This is a genomic window from Carnobacterium maltaromaticum DSM 20342 (assembly GCF_000744945.1).
Classification (GTDB): domain Bacteria; phylum Bacillota; class Bacilli; order Lactobacillales; family Carnobacteriaceae; genus Carnobacterium; species Carnobacterium maltaromaticum.
Map to the genome: position 1 here is coordinate 952,830 of NZ_JQMX01000001.1, position 20,970 is coordinate 973,799.

General features: G+C 34.0%; 17 protein-coding genes. 3 read left to right on the top strand and 14 right to left on the bottom strand.

Annotated elements, in window-relative coordinates; genetic code table 11:
• Positions 1-228: 228 nt before the first annotated feature.
• On the bottom strand, positions 229-1,320 hold the full coding sequence (locus tag BR77_RS04490) for an AraC family transcriptional regulator (RefSeq protein ID WP_015076110.1): 1,092 nt from the start codon (positions 1,318-1,320) through the stop codon (positions 229-231).
• Between the two features lie 126 nt (positions 1,321-1,446).
• On the opposite strand from BR77_RS04490, the gene BR77_RS04495 reads away from it, so the two are divergent.
• On the top strand, positions 1,447-2,547 hold the full coding sequence (locus BR77_RS04495; RefSeq protein WP_016356405.1) for a DUF871 domain-containing protein: 1,101 nt from the start codon (positions 1,447-1,449) through the stop codon (positions 2,545-2,547).
• Between the two features lie 17 nt (positions 2,548-2,564).
• On the top strand, positions 2,565-3,932 hold the full coding sequence (locus BR77_RS04500; RefSeq protein WP_015076108.1) for a PTS sugar transporter subunit IIC: 1,368 nt from the start codon (positions 2,565-2,567) through the stop codon (positions 3,930-3,932).
• A 132-nt stretch (positions 3,933-4,064) separates the two neighbouring features.
• Here the strand turns inward: BR77_RS04500 and recD2 are convergent, their stop codons facing one another.
• The 13 genes from recD2 to BR77_RS04570 form a co-directional block, all read right to left on the bottom strand.
• The gene (recD2, locus tag BR77_RS04505) at positions 4,065-6,599 is read right to left on the bottom strand and encodes an SF1B family DNA helicase RecD2 (RefSeq protein ID WP_051926661.1); all 2,535 of its coding nucleotides are present in this window, start codon (positions 6,597-6,599) and stop codon (positions 4,065-4,067) included.
• A 30-nt stretch (positions 6,600-6,629) separates the two neighbouring features.
• The gene (locus BR77_RS04510) at positions 6,630-7,307 is read right to left on the bottom strand and encodes a tetratricopeptide repeat protein (protein WP_015076104.1); all 678 of its coding nucleotides are present in this window, start codon (positions 7,305-7,307) and stop codon (positions 6,630-6,632) included.
• A 77-nt stretch (positions 7,308-7,384) separates the two neighbouring features.
• Positions 7,385-8,017 carry a histidine phosphatase family protein gene (locus tag BR77_RS04515; RefSeq protein ID WP_010050566.1) on the bottom strand — a complete coding sequence of 211 codons (633 nt, stop codon included), beginning with the start codon at positions 8,015-8,017 and terminating at the stop codon, positions 7,385-7,387.
• Positions 8,018-8,158: 141 nt separating this feature from the next.
• Positions 8,159-8,614: a hypothetical protein gene (locus BR77_RS04520; protein WP_015076103.1), complete on the bottom strand. Its 456-nt coding sequence runs from the start codon at positions 8,612-8,614 to the stop codon at positions 8,159-8,161.
• 166 nt (positions 8,615-8,780) lie between these two features.
• A complete protein-coding gene (gene mnmA, locus BR77_RS04525) occupies positions 8,781-10,034 on the bottom strand; it encodes a tRNA 2-thiouridine(34) synthase MnmA (RefSeq protein WP_015076102.1) in 1,254 nt (417 codons plus the stop codon).
• A 96-nt stretch (positions 10,035-10,130) separates the two neighbouring features.
• The gene (locus tag BR77_RS04530; RefSeq protein ID WP_010050560.1) at positions 10,131-10,475 is read right to left on the bottom strand and encodes a DUF1831 domain-containing protein; all 345 of its coding nucleotides are present in this window, start codon (positions 10,473-10,475) and stop codon (positions 10,131-10,133) included.
• A gap of 463 nt (positions 10,476-10,938) precedes the next feature.
• Positions 10,939-12,084 (bottom strand): cysteine desulfurase family protein, encoded by a 1,146-nt coding sequence (locus tag BR77_RS04535; protein WP_015076100.1) that lies wholly within the window; start codon positions 12,082-12,084, stop codon positions 10,939-10,941.
• A gap of 313 nt (positions 12,085-12,397) precedes the next feature.
• Positions 12,398-14,674, bottom strand: coding sequence for a bifunctional glutamate--cysteine ligase GshA/glutathione synthetase GshB (gene gshAB / locus BR77_RS04545; RefSeq protein WP_015076099.1), 2,277 nt, complete (start codon positions 14,672-14,674; stop codon positions 12,398-12,400).
• Positions 14,675-14,688: 14 nt separating this feature from the next.
• The gene (locus BR77_RS04550; protein WP_035064070.1) at positions 14,689-15,198 is read right to left on the bottom strand and encodes a pyrophosphohydrolase domain-containing protein; all 510 of its coding nucleotides are present in this window, start codon (positions 15,196-15,198) and stop codon (positions 14,689-14,691) included.
• 197 nt (positions 15,199-15,395) lie between these two features.
• The gene (locus BR77_RS04555; protein WP_035064074.1) at positions 15,396-16,721 is read right to left on the bottom strand and encodes a hypothetical protein; all 1,326 of its coding nucleotides are present in this window, start codon (positions 16,719-16,721) and stop codon (positions 15,396-15,398) included.
• Between the two features lie 294 nt (positions 16,722-17,015).
• Positions 17,016-17,987 (bottom strand): phage tail tip lysozyme, encoded by a 972-nt coding sequence (locus BR77_RS18970; RefSeq protein ID WP_016356399.1) that lies wholly within the window; start codon positions 17,985-17,987, stop codon positions 17,016-17,018.
• 212 nt (positions 17,988-18,199) lie between these two features.
• Positions 18,200-18,919, bottom strand: coding sequence for an LrgB family protein (locus BR77_RS04565; protein ID WP_035064077.1), 720 nt, complete (start codon positions 18,917-18,919; stop codon positions 18,200-18,202).
• Positions 18,885-19,298 (bottom strand): CidA/LrgA family protein, encoded by a 414-nt coding sequence (locus BR77_RS04570; protein ID WP_015076092.1) that lies wholly within the window; start codon positions 19,296-19,298, stop codon positions 18,885-18,887. Before BR77_RS04570 ends, BR77_RS04565 begins: the two co-directional genes overlap by 35 nt.
• 315 nt (positions 19,299-19,613) lie before the next feature.
• Between BR77_RS04570 and BR77_RS04575 the strand changes: the two genes are divergently transcribed.
• Positions 19,614-20,891, top strand: coding sequence for a replication-associated recombination protein A (locus BR77_RS04575; RefSeq protein ID WP_010050544.1), 1,278 nt, complete (start codon positions 19,614-19,616; stop codon positions 20,889-20,891).
• The last annotated feature ends 79 nt before the right edge of the window (positions 20,892-20,970 follow it).

Here is a 20,970-nt window from a genome sequence, read left to right on the forward strand (position 1 = left end):
ATTAACACCTTTTTTATGTATGAAAGTACTAATTAGCATCATTTTTTTAGAACAAAAAAACAGTTTCAGACAATCCCGAAACTGCTAAACTCAAAGTTTTTTCTTGTAAATGGTTCATCAACATAGGCTTTCTTATATATTACAACCGATACTTTCAACTTTAATTTCCTGCCAAATAGTATCTGATAAAGACTATTTAAATTAATTTCAACCTTTTTTCGCATTCAATTATACTTTCTTATTCCTTCTCTGATAGTCTTTCGGCGTTTGATTTTTAATTTTTTTAAAAACCTTAATAAAATGACTTTGATCCGTAAATGAAAGAATGCTTCCAATTTCGGAAAGTGAGATTGTCGTATTCTCAATCAAATAGATAGCTTCTTTAATTTTTTCATTTTGACTATAAGCAAGAATTGTCATCCCTGTTTCTTTTTTAAATAATGTTGCCAGATAATTGGGTGTAATGTCTAATAAATCGGCAATTGTACTGACTTTTATTTTATTTTGAGTATTTTTTTGAATATATTGAATGGTTTGATTGACATAACCAGAATGTCTACTCCTTTTTTTGGTCATTAATAGTTGAATAAATTCCAAAATAATTTCTCTAGCTAATTGATAAGCTTTATCCGAATTTAATCGCGTTTGTTTTTCAATTTTTTCAATCGTATTATCACTTAATATATATGCATTTTCTGAATAGAGTCCTCCATCAATTGTCGCCCGAGTAATAATGGTGACAAAAGAAATTAACAAGTTTTTATAATGGCGATCACTATTTTTTGCTAAAGAAGCATTTAAAGGAAGTTTAATTAGTTCGTCTAAATAATCCAAAGCTTCATTTGCATCGCCTTTTTGAACCGCACGTAATAAATACTTTTCAAAATTAGGATTATGATGTAAAGATTGCTCATACGTTTTTTTAAAGACTTTTTCTTTGATAGCTTCTCGATCAAAATTTAGCGTATCCACTAAAATAAAAGAGGACTTATAAGCTGAATAAATTTCTAAGTAAAATAATTCCGCAAGGTTATGAATACTCTCTTTAGTCACTTTTCCTTCTAATTGTAAACTAAAAATATAGGATTCCTGATTTTTAGAACAGGCAATAACTACACTATTTAATTCATTGATTACATAAATATAAATATCTTCAGACAACGCATTTTTAAATTTATCTTCGTATTTTAAAATGATATTAGACAAATCAAATTTTGAAAAAGTTGTGTAAATATCTTTAACACAAAAAGGGGTATAACCAACATGATAACAATTAGCTTTATGTAATTTGCATAATAAAAATAAAGTTAAATTTTCCATTTTCACACCTCTAACATTATAGTAGTATTTTACTATTTATAAATACTTTATACTATCTTGAATCATTTTTCTCCTTTACTATACACTATATAACTAGTTATGAAAACGTTTAATTAAGGAGATTATATGACTAAAACAATTGGTATTTCAATTTATCCAGAAAAAACAAGCTACGAAGAGACAATTGCTTATTTAAAACTTGCAGCTAAATACAAATTTAAAAGAGTTTTTACTAGTCTTTTGCAAGTAACTGGCGATTCAACTGATGTCATCAATCAGTTTAAAAAAATTATACACTATGCAAACTCATTAGATATGGAGGTTATTTTGGACGTAAATCCACTACTTTTACCTAATCTTGGAGCTAGTTGGAAAGACTTATCTTTTTTTGCTGATCTTGGTGTTGGTACACTACGCTTAGACGGAGGCTATTCTGGTTTAGAGGAAATGATAATGAGTCACAATCCTCATGGGATAAAAATTGAGCTAAATATGAGTGCTGGGCTAGAATATATTGACCGCATTATGAGCTTTTCACCAAATAAAAAGCAATTATCGGCGTCTTATAATTTCTATCCTCAACGCCAAACAGGAATGTTAGTCGAACATACAAAAGAAATTACTAAAAAGTACCATACTCATCATTTACCAACAACATTATTTGTTTCTTCAAAGTCAGCAGAAGTAGGACCATGGCAGCTCCAAGAAGGTTTATGTACGTTGGAAGAACATCGGAATTTATCTTTGAGTACGCAATTAAAACAGATTTTATTACTTGATTTAGCTGATCATATTATCATTGGTAATTGTTTTGCTTCTGAAAAAGAGCTTAAAGAAATGAGTCACTTATTTTATGACGAACCATTTAGTTTAGATATTGAGTTGGAACGTCCTTTATCAGAATCTGAAGCAACTATTTTAAATTCGGATTTTCACTTTGTTCGGCCAGAATATTCTGAGTATGTATTACGTTCAGCTTTTTCAAGACATCTTCATAAAAAAGAAAAAATTAAACCTGTTGACTACCTAGGAGATTTAAAATTTGGTGATATTATTATCGCTAACAATCAATATGGACAATACGAGTGTGAATTACAAATCATCCTTCAAACAACAGCACATTCAGAAAATAAAAACAAAATTGGAACATTATCGAAAGATGATTTGCACTTATTACAAGATTTAGCCCATCTACCTTATCAAAAATTTACTTTTAATTCAAAATAGAAAAGGATGACACTATCATGATGACTAAAATTGAAGATTTAATGACTAAACGGATTATGCCAATTGCTGAAAAAATTAATAATAATTATTTCTTAGGTGCTCTTTCTGAATCTTTTGTTCGTCTAACCTTTATCATTCTAGGCATTGCCTTAGTTGCAATTGTTGGTTATTGGCCTATTCCAACAGCTTGGGGAACTTGGTTAACCTCAGTTGGAATAATGGAACATGTCGATGCCGTTATCAATGCTAGCACGAATGCTTTAGCTCTTTATGTCTCATTTATTTTTGCTGCAGCGTATGCTAAAAAGCAGCAAGTTAATTCACAAAATGCTGGATTTTTGGGGCTATTAAGTTTTTTAATTATTAGCCCACAAACAATTATGTTAACAACAAGCCAAGGAATCACAGAGGTGGCAAAAAACTACAGTACTAATCCGATTACGAAAGAGACGACGAGTAAAGTAATCGAAGCATTTCCTATTTCTGCATTTGGGGGACAATCATTACTAGCAGCTTTACTCGTTAGTTTCGTTGCTAGTTGGCTCTATATTAAAATGACAAAAAAAGGATTTAATCCCAAACTGCCTGATAGTATCCCACCAATGGTTGCAGAATCTTTATCTCCAGCCTTCTCTTCAATGGTTGTGGTTGGCGTCGCTTTTTCTTTAAGAGTGGGATTTGGTTTTACACAAGCCGGGAATATGTTGACATTCTTTAATGAATTAGTTGCAAAACCTTTAGGACTTTTAACTTCTACTCCAATTGCTTTTATTCTTATTTTAACCTTAGCTAGCTTCCTTTGGTTCTTTGGAATTCATCCAAATGTGGTTTATGGAGCTATTTCTCCATTAACATATACCATTATTTTAGGAAACATCGCTGCTTATAAAGCCAGTGGCGGAATTGGTACCGATCTTCCTTATGGAAATTTAGGGATTATTACGACAATGATTACAATGGGTGGCGCAGGTTGTACCCTTGGATTGATTCTTTCAATGGTCGTGGCAAAATCAAAACGGTACAAAGCCATGTTTAAATTAGCTGTCATTCCAGAATTATTTAATATTAATGAACCCTTAGTTTTCGGTATGCCCATGGTTCTAAATCCAATTTTCTTTCTTCCAATGGTTTTTAGTCCCTTAATTATTGGGTTATCCGCTTGGGGATTGACTTCATTTATTCAAGTCAATTTAAATCCACTCATTGGCTTGATGCCTTGGACTACGCCAAAATTATTATCTATTCCACTGGCGGGCGGAATTAAATATATCCTAATCTTCTTAATTTGTTTAACAATCAATACCTTAATTTATTATCCTTTCTTTAAAATTGCTGATCGACAAGCTCTATTAGATGAAAAAAACGAAGAACTACAAGCAGTTTAAATCAATACTACTAAAAAGCTAGTTAAATTGGGTCTGAATACCCCAATTTAACTAGCTTTTGATGTATATTTATTCTTCTTCTCATTTACAAGAATAGGACGTTAAAGATTTATAGTTAAATTCTAGGCTTTGTTAGTTATATGGAGTAACATTTTCCATTCCAATCATTGGATCAATCTGATTATTTTTAACCATTTCAATTGTTAGAATATAACGATTTGGATCTTTTATTTCAACTTGGTACTCGACGCTTTCTTCTTCTAAATCAAATAAGTTCACTTCTTTAGTCTTAACTTCTGTAATTTTTTTTTCAGGCAGAGCTTTTGGTTCAACGTCTAGTACTTGTTCTTTTTCCTGATAAGGTGAAGCAATAACTTGGTACGAAACTTCTAATTCATCATCTTCTAGTAAACGATCTTTCAATGTTGTTAAACGGTCATCAGAAGAGCGCTCAACGCAGGTCCAAAAAGCTTGTGGTTCGCCACATAAGATAAGTAAATCGCGACTACGAGTAATTGCTGTATAAAGTAAATCACGACGTAACATGCGATTGTAATTGCGTACCATCGGCAAGATAACCATTTTAAATTCGCTACCTTGTGATTTATGAATAGAACAACAATAAGCCAATGTGATTTTATTCCATTCGTTCCGTTTATAGGTCACTTCATTTGTATCAAATTGAATCGTCATTTCATCGACTTTATCATCCGTTTCTTTCGCGTAACTAATGCCAACAATTTCACCCATATCTCCATTAAACACATTTGATTCAGGATTATTCACTAACTGTAGAACTTTGTCTCCAATTCGATAAACTTTATCATTGAACTTTAATTCTTTACGTTTACCTGTATCATTAGGATTGAAAATTTCTTGCATCATTTTATTCAAAGCATCAATACCTGCTGGACCACGATACATCGGAGCTAAAACCTGAATATCTTGTGCCGTAAAACCTTTTGTTTTTGCTCGTTCAACAACTTGTCTAATCACATTTTCAATTTGCATCGTGTCACATTGAAAGAAAGAACGATCTTTTTTATTCGCTGTAAAATCAGCCGGTAAATTGCCATCTTTGATTTCATGAGCCAATGGAATAATAGATGAACCATCTTCTTGACGATAGATTTCATTTAATTCCATGCTGGGTATTACTTTAGATGCTAGTAAATCATGTAAAACTTGACCCGGACCAACTGATGGCAATTGATCTTTATCCCCAACTAAAATAACTTGCATATTTGTTGGAACGGCTTTTAGCAAACTATTGGCCAACCAAGTGTCTACCATTGACATCTCATCAACAATTAACAAACCGCCTTCCAGTTCACGTTCAGAAACTGGGTCTGAGTTTTTTTCACGCCCATTTAAACCCAGCAATCGGTGAATTGTACTACTTGGTAAGCCTGTTGATTCGTTCATCCGCTTAGCAGCTCGACCTGTTGGAGCCGCTAGCAAAATTGGAAAAATAGCATTGTGGTAGTCATTAATATCCAACGACAACCCATTTAATTCAGCAAATAAAGCAACAATTCCATTTAGTACCGTAGTTTTTCCAGTTCCTGGACCACCAGTTAAAATGAAAAGCGGGGAAACAACGGCTTCGGCAATTGCTTCAATTTGTGAAGCACCGTAAGAAATATTTAAACGTTTTTCTAATTTGCGAATTTCTTTTGGGATATCATGTTGATCATAGTTAATTTTCTTTTTACGTTCTAATAAACGTTTGACTGAAGTTGAAATCCCCCACTCTGCAGCATATAGCGAGTGTAAATAAAGTTTTTCTTGATGCTCAACTAAACGTCGCTCTTCTAATAAGCCAATTAATTCATTAGCTACAAAATCAGGATCAATCATAACCGAACGACTTTCTTCCAACACTCTTAATGATTCTTCTAAAAGTGGTTCTGCAAGCGTATAAGTATCTCCTCGTCCTAAACAAAGTTCATTGAGAGCATACAAAATAGCCGCTCGAATACGGGCTGGAGAATCTGCTGCAAAACCTAGTTGTTCTGCAATAGCATCTGCTTTTTTAAAACCGATATTTTGAATATCGTCTACTAATTGATAGGGATTTTCTTGAATAATTTCTAAGGTTTCTTCTTGGTAAGTTTGGTAAATTGAAAAAGCAAGTTGACTACCAAACCCGTATCCATTCAAACCAATTATAATCTTTTCCATACCATCGCCAGCTTGCAACGTTTCAGCTAATAAATCAATTTTTTTTTGATTTAAACCTGCTACCATTTTTAAAACGGCTGGATTGGCAATAATTTCATCAATTGCATGATCACCTAAAGCCTCAACAATATTTTCAGCTGTCTTTTTCCCAATACCTGGAAACTTTTCACTAGACAAATAATTAACAATTCCAGCAGCTGATGTTGGACGTTCAGGGCTATATCTACTTGCCGTGAACTGGACTCCAAACTTAGGATGATCCGTCAGCTTCCCATAAAAACGATAAATTTCTTCTTCTTGAATTTGTCCGAAACTCCCAGTAACAACAATCTCTTTTTCTTTAAAATTGCTGTCTGTTTCCACCACTCGAACCAAAATAACTTTATAAAAATTTGTTGGATTTTGATAGAAAATTGCTACTACTTGTCCAACGACAAACGGTTCGCTCCCGATAAATAAATCTAAATCTTCTTGCATCGCCATTTTCTATCAGCCTCCTTCCTATCTTTTTGGCTAGTCCTCATTTTTTTGAATAAATGCTTGAATTTCAGCTAACTGCTGTCTGTTTTTTTGATAAAAAACGGGATCTAATTCCATTGATTGGTTAAAATAGCTTTCAACAAGTTTTTTTTCTTCGTTTAAAACTAAACTGGTTAAACCTCTTTTAAACCAAGCTTCCGCGTTTTTAGGCGTTACTTCTGTCACTTTTTTGAAATATTCTTGAGCTTGTTTGAAATCTTTAATTTGCATAAACGTATTTCCCATCACGATTAATACGTCACTATCCGTTCCATCTATTTCCTCAGCGGTAAGTAAGTATACTAAAGCTTTTTGAGGATTTCCTAATGCTATATAGCACTGAGCAATCATCACTAAACTATCTTTTTTTAAATACGTATCTTGTTGAAAAACAGCTAAAAATGCATGAATTCCTTGAGGATAATCTTCAATTTGATAGTAATAGGTTCCAAAAGCATATAAAATTTCTGGATGGTTTGGACTTTTTTCATTTGCCACAAGCAAAACAGCTTTCGCATCTTCTTCTTTTTTGGCAACCAATAGCATATTGGCCAAATTATAATAACTTGCCATATTTTCAGGATTTTCTTCAATTTGATTAAGTAAAACTTGGATAGCTTCGCTGTATTCTCCCTTATCCCACAGTTCAAAAGCTTTTAAATTCTCATCCATTTGCCACACTCCTGACTCTTTCTCAGCCTTACTATTTTACACCATCTTAAGCTGATAAACCAGACTTTTCAATGAGCTTAGTTCAAAGAATCTAGATGGCTTGTATCATTCCATAAAATTAATTCATAACCTAACTCATTCATTTCAATAATACTTAAACTGCTATTATCTAAGCCACCTGCTTTTCTAATCTGTTCCAACGGTTTTCCTGATAGTGTTTGAATAAGCGCAACTAGTGTCGCACCATGACCGACAAACAATAAGTTCTCATTTGGATTTTGCATAACGGCTTCCTCAACGACAACCACACTCCGTTTAATCATCTCACTAAATGTTTCGCCTCCAAATTCACTGGGATCATACTCATGAGGATTATTTCTTAGATGGTGCATCTGCTCTGGGTAGGCATCAATAGCATCTAGAATCAACTGCCCCTCTAGTTCACCTAAACCAAATTCTTTTAGACCTTCTTTTTGGATTATTTCAGGTTTGATTAGTAATTCCTCCATTAAAACATTGGCTGTTTCAATTGCTCGTTTTTGAGGACTAACATAGACTTTAGAAAAGGAAATTTTCTTCAGTCGTTCACCAAGGAGAGCTGTTTCAAAATAACTTTCCTCTAACAATGGAGAGTCACCTTTGCTCCCTTGCAATTTCATAGCTAAATTCCATTCTGTTTTTCCATGCCTTACAAAATATAATTTTGCCATCCTCTCACGCCCTCTTCTCACTTTTATCCTATTATCCTTGAATGGAGTAATAAATTCAAGGATAGAGCTAGCATTTTCATACTCTTTTCATTATTTTTGGCTTTTTCTAGTTACTAGAATTCAAAATTTTTTTATAACGTTTTAATCTTCAATCAATAATTGATTTAATAGTGCATGATAGCGTATAACTAATGTCAATGATAGCTCATTTGTTAGTCGGCTATTTTCAAGTAACCAATCATACATTTCTTGATAATCTTGCTCTTTCTGCTCTTTTGTATACTTTGTTGGATTTTCTGGGTCGACTAGTTTAATTCCATGTTCCATAAATAATTCCAAATCTGAAAACTCAAGTATTTTTATGTAATTGATGAGCAAATAGGCAATTGTTGGGTTTAATTGGTTGAAATAGTGCTCCACGCCCTCTACTGCTGTAATCGCAACTAATTTAATCGTTTCCTTAAAGACCACGTACCAATTTTCTTCGGTATTTTGTATTTTTTGCTCTTCGCCACACATACTGGCTACTATTGATAATAGTGGGTTTTTCTTGAATTTATCAGGATTTTGTCTGATAAGATTTTTAATCTCTTCCATTCTAGTTCACTCCTTTCTTAATCTAAAAAGCATACCTTTTTTTATTGAGCCTTGTCAATTTTATTCTTTACATAAAGCAGAAAAGTGCAGCTTTTTTCGCACCTTGTTAAAAAAACAGCCAAGAATCAAAATTCTTGGCTGTTTTTTTATTCTATTTAGTTACTTTTTAAACATATTGTAAAACTTTGGCATCATTATAGGCAACATCAATTGTACCGCCACCTAAACATTCCATACCATCATAAAATACAACTGCTTGTCCAGGCGTAATCGCACGTACAGGCTCGTCAAATTCAACTCGAGCAGTTGTTCCATCTTCGTTTAAATGAACTGTCACACCTGTGTCTGTTTGACGATAACGGAATTTTGCTGTGCACTTGAATTCTCTTGGCATTTCTTTCATTGTTGTAAAATGAATGTCTGTTGCATCTAAATGAGTTGCATATAACCATTCATGGTGGAACCCTTGTCCAACATACAATGTATTACTTGCTAAGTCTTTGCCAATAACAAACCAAGGTTCGCTAGATGCTCCGCCGCCACCAATACCTAAGCCTTGGCGTTGACCGATTGTGTAGTACATTAAGCCATCATGTTCCCCTTTTACTTCGCCTTCAGGAGTCACCATTTTGCCTTTTTGAGCCGGCAAATAGGTCATTAAGAATTTTTTGAAATCTCGTTCTCCTATAAAACAAACACCGGTTGAATCTTTTTTCTTCGCTGTTGCTAATCCAGCTTCTTCAGCAATTCTACGCACTTCTGATTTTTCCATGCCTCCTAGGGGAAACATTGTTTTAGCTAATTGTTCTTGTGATAATTGATTTAAAAAGTAAGTTTGATCTTTATTTGTATCCACACCACGCAACATATGAGTGACACCTGCTTCATCTCGTTCAACTTGAGCATAATGTCCTGTCGCAACGTAATCGGCACCTAAGCTCATTGCGTAGTCTAGAAAAGCTTTAAATTTAATTTCTTTGTTACACATCACATCAGGGTTTGGCGTTCTACCTAATTTATATTCGTCTAAAAAGTATTGGAAAACATTATCCCAATATTGCTTTTCAAAATTGATCGAATAATAAGGAATCCCAATTTGGTTCGCCACACGAATCACATCATTGTAATCTTCCGTTGCTGTACATACACCAGCTTCGTTTGTGTCATCCCAGTTCTTCATAAAAATCCCCACCACGTCATAGCCTTGCTCTTTCAGCAATAAAGCTGTAACAGATGAGTCAACTCCGCCACTCATGCCAACTACGACACGTGTTTTGCTGTTGTCTGTCATTTCTTTCACCATCATTTCAAATAGATTCTGAAAATCTTTACGATTTGAAGGTCGTATTTTTCCAGTCTTAATCATTATAACGGCTTTTAATGATAAATCAAGATTAATGTATTGAATAACAATGAACATTTCTATTAAATTTTACTATCTGTTCTATTTTTGTCACTATTTTAATTAATTCGTTCAAAAAAGCAGGTAGGGTCTCTCTCTAACTGCTTTTCTTCTTTATTCAGCTTTTTCCATTACACCACGTTCAATAAATCCATCCATAATAAATTTAAATTTGTCTACGCTCATTTTAAAGTTTTCATTTGTATAAATGTTAACTGCTCTTAGCCCATTGCTAGTTGTAGTTGACATCTTAAACGTTTTTAAATCTTTATTAACAATAATTTTCAATTTAATTCCTTGTTTATTTTCTGGTGATCCATCCAAAGGACGAATAAATTGATAATTGCCAGAGCTGGTTTCTTCAAAACCGTTATCACGTAATGTAAATTTTTTGACGTTTGGCGTCAAGCGATACTTTTCTGTTGATCCGACTAAACTTGCTGTTGTTTCAAATGCCATTTAAGGTCACCTCTTCATTAGATTTTCCATTACTATATAAACCCTTTACATTACTACTATATCATACAATCCGTCTCTTCTTCTACTTTAATTTTTTACTTTAATGAACTGACAACAGCAGGTGGCAAATTTGTACGACATCTTACATTTTTGTTACTATTAATGCATTAAATGTCCTTGTATACTAAAGTTATATAATTTAAAGCATTGATCAAGCTCAACAAACTTTTTATTCAGGCTAGTTCTTTTGAGCCAACTCCTCGAGAAAAAGATGAAAATTCGAGAGGACAAAAAGCGTCCTATCAATTTTCCCTATTTTCTTGCCGGAGCTAAACGGCTCAACAAACTTTTTATTTTAGGAGGACGAATGTATGAAGTGGGATCGTTTATTCAAGTACCAAGCTATCATCGGGGTATTATTTTTTATTGGCATGATTACTTGGGCAATTTTTTATTTAACTACCTAATTTATTTTTAATCGGCTAACAAATAAAGCTAGTTTATCAGTTAACTCAGAGAGCATTTCTGAAGTTGTTCCAAGCCCAAAACTGATCCGTACAGATTCTGAAATCCGAGGATTTTCAGGGCCATACATCGCAGTTAAAACATGACTAGGTTCAACATTTCCAGCTGTACACGCTGATCCTGCTGAAATTGCAATTCCCATCAAATCTAAGTTCATCAGCAATTGCTCAGAGGAAACACCTTTAATCCAGATATTCACTATGTGAGCTAAACCGTTTTGTTGGTCCCCATTAATCTCAAAATCAATTTTTGTATCCACTAAATTCTTAATCAACTGACCTTTATATCCTTGATATTTTTCACGACGCTCCTTTTTTTCGGCCGCGATAATTTCAACAGCCTTTTTAAATCCTACAATAGCTGGAATGTTTTCTGTTCCTGCCCGACGTTTGGTTTCTTGTTCCCCACCGCGCATAAAGCTAGGCAAATGGATGCCTTCGCTAATATAAAGGAATCCGACACCTTTTGGTCCATTAATCTTATGCGCTGAGACAGATAATAAATCAATCTGGTCTCTCTTCACGTCTATATCTTCTAACCCATATGCTTGAACTGCATCTGTATGAAAGTAGCTATCTGTTTCAGCAACAATTTCTCCGATTTTGGCAATATCCATCAAGGTTCCAACTTCATTATTACCATACATAATTGAAACTAATGTAGTATCTGGTCTAATCGCTTCTCGGACTGCTTCGGGATCAACTCTACCGAATGTATCAACTGGTAAATAGGTCACTTCAAAACCTAATGACTCCAAATACTCCATGGGTTCTAAAACTGCATGGTGTTCAATTTCTGATGTGATTAGGTGCTTCCCAGTTTCTTGCCTAGATAAAGCCGTTTCAATGATTGCAGTATTGTCACTTTCAGTTCCGCCACTTGTAATGACAATTTCACTTTGTTTAGCACCAATACTTTTTGCAAATGTTAATCGAGCATCGTCTAATAATCGTCTAGAGTCCCGCCCAAAGTTATGAATACTTGAAGCATTTCCATAATGGTTTTTCATTGCTTCGTAAGTCACTTCCAAAACCTCTGGATGAACTGGACTAGTTGCAGCATGATCTAAATATATTTTTTCCATAATTAGCTCCTATCTATAGGTAACAAATCCATTTATGCTTCAAATTCTATCATGAATTTACCTTTTCAACAAATACTTCCTTTGATTTAGGTCGTTTTTTTATTTTTATGAAATAGAGGCTGGGACCAAAGTCCTCAGCCTCTATTAATTGTTCATTTTGATTATACTGTTTGGCCCAGAATAATCCGGTCTCACCTAGTTTAAATTGGTTATGATTCTCATAAACTGCTACAAGTTTCCTCAATCGATGATATCAATTGCTGGCTTTTGTTTCTAGTTTAACTGAATCAGAACAGTTTTTCATACCTAATTCTTAAAATATACCTAACTCTGGAAACAGCATATCTAAAACAGCCATTGTTAACCTACGTCCTTGTCCTTTGTACGGAAAAGTATGCATATGCATCGCCGGATTAAAATTCGCCTCAATAACTGCATAGCCAGGATTTGTTTTGGTGCTAGGTTTTGTATAATCTGGAATAATTAAGTCAACTCCGCAAACGACCGCTCCCAAAGCTTTAGTCATATCGATTGCAGCTTGTTTGTACGAGTCATCAATTGTATCTGTATAGTCAAATGAGTCTCCACCAGTACTGATATTTGAATTCTCTCTTAGGTAAACAATCGTACCTTTTGTTGGAATACTTTGAATTGTATAGCCTTGTTCTTTTAGCATCAGTTGTTCAATTTCGCCTAATTGAATTAATTCTAGTGGTGCTAAGTGGTCTGTACCACGTAACGGGTCTTTATTCTTTTCTTTAACTAAGGCCTCAATAGTCTGTTCACCATTTCCAACTACATTGGCTGGCATCCGCAGCATAATCGCTTTTACAGCATCTCCGATGACAAAGAAACGATACTCTGTACCTGTAATAAATTCTTCGACTAATATAGCTTTATCTTCTTTAAAAGCAAAATCAATCGCCAATTCGTAATCTTCTCTAGACGGACCATCTTTAAATATTGAAATTCCCACTCCAAAGTTTGTTGATTTAGGTTTCACAACAATTCCTTTACCAGCATAATTCCAATAAGCCCCTTTAGCCTCTCGTGCATTTTGATATTCTTCACCTGCAGGAACTTTATAGCCTGCGCCAGCTAGAACTTTTTTTGTGACTGTTTTATTTTCCATAATCAATGGTGCGATATATTGATCTTTTGAGGTCATATTCGCATTTTTCACATACTCTATATGATCTAAGTGACGCAGTTTTAAAAATTGCTCACTAGCATCTAGAATCCCTACTTCTACGCCTTTTTGAATCGCATCAAACATCAGCAATTGGGTTGATAACTCCATTGATGTGAAACCACGTAAGCTATAAGGTTTTAAAAAGGCTTCCTCTTTATACTGACGACTTAACTTCATACCAAGCTCTTTAAAAGATCCCACTTTGGCTATATCCTTAATTAAGCGGGCACTTATTGTTTTTTGCGGATCTAGAATTTGTGCCTTTGCCTGTATGACCAACTCTTTCATTTCAGTTGAAAACTCACAAGATTGAAGCATTTCAAGCATATTATCAACTAAGCGAATCGCTTCTTGTTGAAAATTAGAAACTGTATTTGGGTGCTCTAATGCCGTTTTTTCATTCATTAAGTTCCCAACTTCTATTTCTTCAACAGTCGCAATTTTATCCATCCAGACCAACGACATCAAGAATAAATGAATAAATTTCATATCCTCTTTCGTCATACCAAAAGCTGCATATGGATTAAAATCAAACATTCTAAACTCTAAGTAATGAATACCATCCGTTAATAGATCTCGATTTCTTTTGCCGCCTCTTAAACGAACTGCTGAATAAAATTCTTTTTCTTCACTTAATGCACCTTTATTTACAAGTTCTTCAATGTCTTCTACATAACTTTCTAATGACTCAAAAGAAACTTGGATTTCCTTCGTATTTACATAGCCATAATGGCTACCTCGGATACTACGAACATAATCTTTTAAAGGCTCTTGGTCTGCTTGATAGAAATTAGAAGCTACTGTTGGAGAAGCACCAAATAAATAAGTTAAAACCCAGCGATAGCGTAAAAAGTTTTTAGCTAATTTCATATAGACTTCTGATTTAAATTGACTATACTCTTTTATGCTCGATTGCCCTTGATATAAAGCATTTAAAAAGCCAGCATCTAATTCAAAATTGTAATGAATGCCCGAAACCATTTGCTTTTTCTTACCATATTTTTCAGCTAAGTGTATACGATAAGCAACATCCTCTTGATTATCCAACTTGGCTACTGAAATCTGCGCTTCTTCTGGCAATGCGCCAGGCATACTCATAGGCCAAATATATTCATCTTTTGGCAGCGACCGTTCTGTTACGTCATGAATGGCTGCTAACCAATTATATAATTCATCAATTGATTCAACTGGAGGTGTAATTAACTCAAGTTGAGATTCACTAAAATCTGTTTGTATATAGGGATGAAAACTACGATTCCCAAAAATAGCAGGATGATTTGTCAAAGCTAAATCACCAGTTGGTGTGACACGCAAGCCTTCTTTTTCAAGTCCAAATGTTCCTTTTATGAAAGCTGGTCCTAATTTTTCATTTTTAATCCGTGTTTTAATATCATTCATAATTGACCCTCTTCTTATAGTTGTTTTTGTCGTTCAATTTCAGCCTTTATTTTACTTTCAGGAGCAAAGTCGGTTTCCCAATTATCAGGTTTTAAAACTTTGCCATCTCCTTCTAGATAATGAGGTTTGCCATCTGGAAATAATTTCCCCATATTTGCCTGATGAACAAAATTAAAAATCGGTCTGGGATCAACCCCTAATAAAACAAATGAACCATAGTTAAAGTAGTTTGCATCTGTGAGTGCATCTACTTGACCAATTAATTTATCTTCAACGGGTTTGGCTTCTGTTTTGATTTTTTTTACCGTTTTTGTAATTCCCTCTTGCCACTTTGCGACAAGTTGATCAAATGCAACCAAATCTCCTTCAACTGTTGCATATAAAAATTCTAGTATTTCTTCTGTTGTAAAATCTGCGCGATATAACGCTTCTTCAACAGTAAATGCTGTTGGTGTCTTATTAGTAGCTGGACTAAAGGTCTCGTGAAATTCCTTTACTTGCTCAAACTCAGATGCTAGTGTCATTATTTAATAACTCCTTTGATCGTAATACTTTGCTTCATAATTATAGCCTACTTACTTTATAAAAGAAAAAGATGCGCTCAAAAAATTGAAAAAATTCAGTTTAATTTCTAAAATTGTTAGAAAGTTGTCAAATTTAGCTATAATCGTTAAAAAAAGCCTCCAAAATTAAATAGTACTCTAATTTTGGAGGCTACTATCTATTCTGTTCTTTTTTTTTGATCCATCAAACGTTTACGTAACACAATATTTTCTGATTCAACTAATTTTCTCTGAGTTCCCTGTTTACGAACTAAATCTTTCAACTCTTCAAGATTTTGGACTAACGCTTCGTGTTCAAATTTAGCTTTAGCCAATTGATCTTTTTCAGTCATTACTTCCTGTAAACTTTGAGTTAACTCTGTTGTTTTTTTAGCCAATTCATCATTTTTTTCAATTAACCATTCATTTTTTTTCGTTAATTTCTTCGTTCCGCTTTCAAAACGACCATCTGTTAGCGTAGTGTAAATGAGGTATGAACCTAAGAAAGCCGACAAAATTGGCAATACAACTGAATTTTGACCAAATAAAGAGATTAATACTACATTTACTCCAGCAACTAAACAAATATAAAGTCCAATTGAAAAAGATTTATCTTTTCTTTCTTGATCCATGTCTTGATAAAAATCACTTTGATTTTGTAGTTCGTGAACTTTTAATTGTAGTTCATCTAACTCAGTTTGTGTTTTTTGATATAAAGCTCTTTCTTTTTCGATAAACCTTTGTTCTACTTGTTCTTGATACAAAGAAAACCACTCTTTCTCTCGCGTAAGACGTAGGAAATCATCGGATAATTTAGCCTGATGTTCAGCCTTTTCTTCTAATAATTCTTGAGCTGTTCCGTCTCGCAAATCGGCTGCCTTAAGTTGGGCCTCAGACAAAAGTAATAAGGACTCTTGTTTAGCTTCATCTTTAGTTTGATTGGCTTCGTTACGAGCATCTCTTAACAAAGCTTGCTCTTTCTCATTTAAGCTTGCTTCTAATTCAGCTTGCTTTTTTTGATAAACCAAATTGAGTTCATCTAAGCGCCTAGCCAATTCTTTATCTTGTTCTTGCTTTTCTTTTTCAACCTCGGCTTGGTAATCCATTAATTGAGCTTTTAAATTTATAATTTCATTTTGAACCGATTGATACATTTCATTGGATTCTTCATAAGCATTTTGTAAAATAGATTCTGCTTCTAACTTAGCATTTTCTAAAACAAGCTTTTCTTTATCCGCGATTTTTTGATCAAGTTCATTTTTTTTCACTTCATATTCAGCAATTAGTTCACCAATTTTTGATTGATATTCTTTTTCCAGCTCTGCTTGTTTTTCTTCAAAGCGTTGAATGTTTAATTCATTCACTTTTGAAACAGACTCAGTAATCAATTCATTTAATGTTCCTTTTACAGTATCAACCATTTGATCAGTGATTGTCGTTGTATCTTCAATAATTTGGGGTTTAAACTGAATTTTTATTCTTTCGCGTTGTTCTGTATCTGACATGAATGAACTCCTCTCTCCACACTACCTATTCCCAGTGTAAGTGGATTTTTGCCTTTATCTACTGTTCTTGTCTTCATTTAGACTAAACTCTTTTCTATTATCTCAAAAAACAGACAAAATTGCACCTTATTTAAACAAAATAACAACTTTTTCTAAATTAGAGATAATATAAAACGATTTATTCACTATGTATTTAGCTTTACCTAAATACTCCATAAAATAAAACTTAAAAAAATTCTAGTTTTTATTTTATGGAGTTATCAATTTACAATTTTTAAATTCAAAACTTAATTTTTACATTTCTTTATATGTTACACGAGTTCCAACGATAATATCAGCGAACTCACTCATAAATTGTAATCGATAGCGTTGAATATCTCTGAAAGATAAATTAATCGCTAATACATCATATCGATCTGGGTTAGTTCCAATTTTAACTTCACGTAATTGTAGACCTTTAGCCATCATTCTTAATCGTAAATTTTGATATTCTGTTAACGAAACACCTGAATATCCAATTTCCCAAGCTTGCTCTTCATATGAGTAATACGTGATTTTATCAAAAGGAATACCAAACACATTATTAAACGCCATTCGATAGGCTTCGACTCCGCCATCACCTGTAAAATTCAAGTTGTTTATTCCAATAAACCAATTACTATCTTTTTGATAATAATAAATATCCAGATAATCAATTTTCCATTGGTTATTAATCGCAACTCGATAGGCTTGAACTTGCGTAAAATCTGTACCAACATTTATCCCACAAAAGTATTTTGTGACTTTTTTTCCACCGTCGCCAATTGGCGGAATTGTCCCATTATTTAATGTGCGGTACCATTCTTCTGCCCAAACTCCGCGTTGAGGTTGGTTAGCATTAGCTGGTCGTTCATAGTTATTAATAAAAGCACTTGCTAGATAAGTTGGACTTTGTGTACTCTGACTGAATTGTCTAAAATTAATTGGATAAGCTCCAGTAGCATAAAATTGTTGCCCGTTATCTAGCTCCCATTGAATTCTTTTACATTGCGTTTCAACTGAACGATAATTCAGCCCATTTGCATTAGCCCAATTGACTAAATTTGATTTTGGTGTCCACTGGACTAAACCGTAACCACCACCTCCACCATATTCATCCTTATCTGCAATGATACCAGATTCTCCTTGCATATTGCCCAGCATTCCACAAATTGCTTGTGCTGTCCACCCTTTCCCTCTAAAATATGAAAAAATAAATCTTGCATTATCTGTTGTATTGTCTGCCATTTCTTTTTCCTCCTTGATATTTTTTTGTTTGAATAGTTTTTGTCTTTCATTTTTTCTTGAACCATTCAACACATTAAGAATATCATTCTGGTTAAATAAAAAGCTTACTAACACGAACCAAGTTCCATACAATTATCGTCCATATTCATAATTAAATAAAAAAATACTCCTTCAAAGAACAAAGAGCTTTCTTAAAAGGAAAATTTTCAATTTTAGAAAAAAAGAACTAGAATAAATTTCATCATCAATGGTGCTACAAAAACAGTTACAACGCCAGTTACACCAATAGCTAAACCAGACATTGCCCCTTCTACATGCCCCATTTCTAAGGCTTTCGAGGTCCCAATTGCATGAGCAGATGTTCCTAAGGCGATACCTTTAGCAACTGGATCTTCCACTTTAAGCCTTTTTAAAATAGGTGGGCCAATTATTGAGCCAATAATTCCTGTTACAATTACCATCACTAGGGTGACAGTCGCAATACCATTCATTTTTTCTGAAATACCTAGCGCAATTGCCGTCGTAACTGATTTTGGCATAATAGAAACAATTAAATCTTTTTTTAAATGCAAGGCAACTGCCAACGCTCCTGTGAGAAAAGTACTTGCAATCGTTCCACATATAATTCCAGTTAAAATTGAACGAACATGTTTTTTTAACAAATGAAACGTATTATATAATGGAATTCCCAAAGCAACTGTTGCTGGAGTAATCAAGATATTTAAAATTGTTCCGCCTTCGAAATAATTTTCATACGAAATACGCCCAACTTTTAAGATAATAATGACAAAAATAGTTGATAAAACTAATGGGTTAAATAAAGGAAAAGGAAATTTTTTGAAAATAGCTAAAGCAAATAAATACATGCCAATAGATAACATTAAACCAAACATAGGATTACTTGTAAGTTCTTGATACACTTTTTGCGTCATCCTTTCTCGTTTCATCTAAGTCAACTGCACTGTCTTCCAATCTACGCTTAACTGCTTGGACAATTACGCCCACAAAAGCTACCGTGAAAGCTGTCGTGATAATTGAAACAAGTAATAATAACCACCACGTATCTTTAATAATCGGAAAATAAACCATTATTCCGACACCAGCAGGTAAAAATAGAATACTTAGATTTCCTAATAAAAAGCCCCCTACTGTTTCAACGTCTTTGACTTTCAAAATTTTAAATTCTAATGCTAAAAATAAAAATAACATGCCAATCACACTTCCTGGCACAGGTAAATTAAAGACCTTTGACAGTACTTCGCCTAAGAAAGAAAAGCTTAAAATGATTAAAAACTGTTTATAGATATTCATGAACATTCCTCCATACCCCCATAATATACCACATTTCACTCAAAAAAAGCGAAAAAAGTCTTGATTTTATTGGGTTTTCTTGTAAAGTTATCTAACCTATTACTAAAACATAATGAAACCGAAACCATTTGAACATTCGTTCCCTTCCGTGGTAGGATTCATAATTAAATGGTATACTATTCTTATAGTTCTTACGAGTGAATAATCTAAACATAGATAAGTTTTTGATTTCATTAAGCTAGTTTCACATGTAATTCATACCAAAAAGAGGAATTCAAAAAATAAATCTAATCTATGCATATAAAGGAGGAAATTATGAATCAGCCATTAGCTTTTCGTATGCGGCCTACAAATATTGATCAAATTGTTGGCCAAACTCACCTTGTTGGAGAAGGAAAAATTATTCGACGTATGGTTGAGTCTAAAATGCTATCTTCGATGATTTTATATGGACCGCCTGGTATTGGAAAAACAAGCATTGCAAGTGCCATCGCAGGGTCAACAAAATATGCTTTTCGAATGTTGAATGCGGCAACAGATACAAAAAAAGACTTACAAATTGTCGTTGAAGAAGCTAAAATGAGCGGGACTGTCATCTTATTATTAGATGAGGTTCATCGTTTAGATAAACCAAAACAAGATTTTTTATTGCCTCATTTAGAAAATGGGCGTGTTGTAATGATTGGTGCTACAACTGAAAATCCTTATATTACAATCAATCCTGCGATTCGTAGTCGGACTCAGATTTTTGAATTAAAGCCACTAGAAATTTCTGATATTGAGGTGGCTATTGAACGGGCGCTAGTCGATAAGGTCAATGGACTAGGAGATAGCGCTGTAGAAGTCACTGAAGAAGCTTTACTGCATTTTGCAAGAGCAACTAACGGAGATTTACGCAGTTCCTTGAACGGGCTTGAGTTAGCCGTCAAATCAACTCACCCTAATCAAGATGGGCTCATTATCATTGATTTAGCTATCGCTGAAGAATGTGTCCAACGAAAAGCTCTGACTCATGACAAAAACGGCGATGCTCATTATGATGTGATTTCAGCATTACAAAAGTCGATTAGAGGTAGTGATGTAAATGCCGCTTTACATTATATGGGACGTTTGGTTGAAGCTGGAGACTTACCCATTATTGCTCGACGGTTAATGGTAATCGCATATGAAGATATCGGATTGGCAAATCCTGCAGCCGCAGCTCGAACTGTCACAGCTGTTCAAGCCGCAGAGAAATTGGGCTTTCCGGAAGCTCGAATCCCTTTAGCTAATGCCGTTGTCGACTTATGCTTGTCCCCAAAATCTAATTCGACTTACGTAGCGATAGATGCCGCTTTAAGTGATATTCGTGCTGGTAAAAGTGGCGATGTTCCAGACCATTTAAGAGACTCCCATTATAGCGGTGCTAAGGACCTTGGACGAGGAATCGACTATAAGTATCCTCATGCATACCCAGAGGCATGGGTAGATCAGCAATATCTACCAGATAAGTTAAAAAATGCAACTTATTATGTCCCTAATTATACAGGGAAATATGAAGCAAGCTTAGCAGGGCAATATGACAAGATTAACAAACTGAAAAAAAAGAAATGATTTTTTAGTTTATTGTTCTATTTTGATTGAAATTTATGTTATCCTAAATAGGAACTGTCACATTTATTGAAAGGAGTTT

Coding starts and splice junctions, on each gene's coding strand:
- BR77_RS04490 (WP_015076110.1), bottom strand. CDS start 1,320: ATGGAAAATTTAACTTTATTTTTATTATGCAAATTACATAAAGCTAAT.
- BR77_RS04495 (WP_016356405.1), top strand. CDS start 1,447: ATGACTAAAACAATTGGTATTTCAATTTATCCAGAAAAAACAAGCTAC.
- BR77_RS04500 (WP_015076108.1), top strand. CDS start 2,565: ATGATGACTAAAATTGAAGATTTAATGACTAAACGGATTATGCCAATT.
- recD2 (WP_051926661.1), bottom strand. CDS start 6,599: ATGGCGATGCAAGAAGATTTAGATTTATTTATCGGGAGCGAACCGTTT.
- BR77_RS04510 (WP_015076104.1), bottom strand. CDS start 7,307: ATGGATGAGAATTTAAAAGCTTTTGAACTGTGGGATAAGGGAGAATAC.
- BR77_RS04515 (WP_010050566.1), bottom strand. CDS start 8,017: ATGGCAAAATTATATTTTGTAAGGCATGGAAAAACAGAATGGAATTTA.
- BR77_RS04520 (WP_015076103.1), bottom strand. CDS start 8,614: ATGGAAGAGATTAAAAATCTTATCAGACAAAATCCTGATAAATTCAAG.
- mnmA (WP_015076102.1), bottom strand. CDS start 10,034: ATGTTCATTGTTATTCAATACATTAATCTTGATTTATCATTAAAAGCC.
- BR77_RS04530 (WP_010050560.1), bottom strand. CDS start 10,475: ATGGCATTTGAAACAACAGCAAGTTTAGTCGGATCAACAGAAAAGTAT.
- BR77_RS04535 (WP_015076100.1), bottom strand. CDS start 12,084: ATGGAAAAAATATATTTAGATCATGCTGCAACTAGTCCAGTTCATCCA.
- gshAB (WP_015076099.1), bottom strand. CDS start 14,674: ATGAATGATATTAAAACACGGATTAAAAATGAAAAATTAGGACCAGCT.
- BR77_RS04550 (WP_035064070.1), bottom strand. CDS start 15,198: ATGACACTAGCATCTGAGTTTGAGCAAGTAAAGGAATTTCACGAGACC.
- BR77_RS04555 (WP_035064074.1), bottom strand. CDS start 16,721: ATGTCAGATACAGAACAACGCGAAAGAATAAAAATTCAGTTTAAACCC.
- BR77_RS18970 (WP_016356399.1), bottom strand. CDS start 17,987: ATGGCAGACAATACAACAGATAATGCAAGATTTATTTTTTCATATTTT.
- BR77_RS04565 (WP_035064077.1), bottom strand. CDS start 18,919: ATGACGCAAAAAGTGTATCAAGAACTTACAAGTAATCCTATGTTTGGT.
- BR77_RS04570 (WP_015076092.1), bottom strand. CDS start 19,298: ATGAATATCTATAAACAGTTTTTAATCATTTTAAGCTTTTCTTTCTTA.
- BR77_RS04575 (WP_010050544.1), top strand. CDS start 19,614: ATGAATCAGCCATTAGCTTTTCGTATGCGGCCTACAAATATTGATCAA.